The following is a 2,135-nucleotide window of genomic DNA, read 5'->3' on the forward strand; positions in this document are numbered from 1 at the left end:
CATACGTGGTCCCGGATTTACCTAGGCCACAGGCTACACGCTTACACCACAATCCAATAAGTGGCTCGGCTACCTCACTGCGTCACCCCATCACTTAGCTACTACCAGATCAGGCCCCACGCATCACACCAACCACATCCCGAAGGACGCAGAAGACGATCAGGGCGGTTAGTATCACTGATTCACCATGGTCGCACACACTCGGGTACGGGAATATCAACCCGTTATCCATCGACTACGCCTGTCGGCCTCGCCTTAGGCCCCGACTCACCCTGGGAAGACGAACTTGACCCAGGAACCCTTAGTCATCCGGCGGATAAGATTCTCACTTATCAATCGTTACTCATGCCTGCATTCTCACTCGCACACACTCCACACCAGGTCACCCTACTGCTTCCACACGTGCACGACGCTCCCCTACCCAAACAACAAATGTTTGCCGCGGCTTCGGTGGTGTACTTGAGCCCCACTACATTGTCGGCGCAGAACCACTCGACCAGTGAGCTATTACGCACTCTTTCAAGGATGGCTGCTTCTAAGCCAACCTCCTGGCTGTCTAAGCGATCCCACATCCTTTTCCACTTAGTACACTCTTAGGGACCTTAACCGGCGATCTGGGCTGTTTCCCTCTCGACTACGAAGCTTATCCCCCGCAGTCTCACTGCTGCGCTAACTTAAACCGGCATTCGGAGTTTGGCTGACGTCGCTAAGATGATAGTCCCGCTAAACCAACCAGTAGCTCTACCTCCAGCAAGCAACACACAACGCTGCACCTAAATGCATTTCGGGGAGAACCAGCTATCACGGAGTTTGATTGGCCTTTCACCCCTACCCACAACTCATCCCCTCAGTTTTCAACCTAAGTGGGTTCGCGCCTCCACAACCTCTTACAGCTGCTTCACACTGGCCATGGGTAGATCACCCCGCTTCGGGTCCAAGACATGCCACTAAACACACTCGTTAGTATTCGCTTTCGCTACGACTACCCCACACGGGTTAACCTCGCGACATGCCGCTGACTCGCAGGCTCATTCTTCAAAAGGCACGCCATCACCCAAAAAAAGGCTCTGACGGATTGTAAGCACACGGTTTCAGGTACTATTTCACTCCCCTCCCGGGGTACTTTTCACCATTCCCTCACGGTACTCATCCGCTATCGGTCAATCCAAGTATTCAGGCTTACCGGGTGGTCCCGGCAGATTCACAGCAGATTCCACGAGCCCGCTGCTACTCGGGAAACAAACACGCACGCAGCATGCATTTTCAGGTACCGGGCTATCACCGTCTACGGCAGGCGTTTCCACACCACTTCCCCTAACACACACAAACACACGACCAACACGGCAGTATTGGAAAAAGTTCATCCCCACAACCCCACACACGCAACCCCTGCCGAGTATCACACGCATGCAGTTTAGCCAAAAATCCACGTTCGCTCGCCGCTACTAGCAGAATCACTCTTGTTTTCTTCTCCTACGGGTACTGAGATGTTTCACTTCCCCGCGTAACCCCCACACCCACTATGAATTCATGGGCAGGTAACTACACATCACTGTAGCCAGGTTTCCCCATTCGGACACCCTCGGATCAACGCTCTATTGGCAACTCCCCGAGGCTTATCGCAGCCTTACACGTCCTTCATCGGCTTGGATTGCCAAGGCATCCACCGTGCGCCCTTAAGTAACAAAAACACCATAAACAAGGCACACAATACTAAAACACTAAACAAAAAATAAAGATGAAAAAAATTGCTCGCGTCCACTATACAGTTCTCACACAACACACCCAACCCACCAGCCACCACCACAACAACAGTGGCAGCACACCAGGCCAGAAAAAGGAACAACACACATATTGCCCCAGACACCCAACAGCGCACCAAACACCCAACACTAATTATCTGTTTTTCGATCATGCCGACCACCACCATATCGATGGCTAGCTGGCGTCCACCCGATAAATAAAACCAACAGCCACACACACGGCGACTCAGCTGGCACAAACACGCAACTGCGTGTCACAAAAATAAGCTCCTTAGAAAGGAGGTGATCCAGCCGCACCTTCCGGTACGGCTACCTTGTTACGACTTCGTCCCAATCACCGATCCCACCTTCGACAGCTCCCCCCACAAAGGT

At 52.6% G+C, this 2,135-nt stretch carries 2 rRNA genes (both cut by a window edge); both read right to left on the reverse strand.

The annotated features are described in order from the left end of the window. Positions 1-1,691, reverse strand: a 23S ribosomal RNA gene (locus ACZ6ZO_RS12740) (it extends 1,450 nt beyond the left edge of the window). Between the two features lie 347 nt (positions 1,692-2,038). Next, positions 2,039-2,135: ribosomal RNA gene (locus tag ACZ6ZO_RS12745) — 16S ribosomal RNA — on the reverse strand (it continues 1,524 nt past the right edge of the window). Together the 16S and 23S rRNA genes form the textbook arrangement of a ribosomal RNA operon.

This window comes from Corynebacterium sp. NPDC104732, assembly GCF_055583565.1.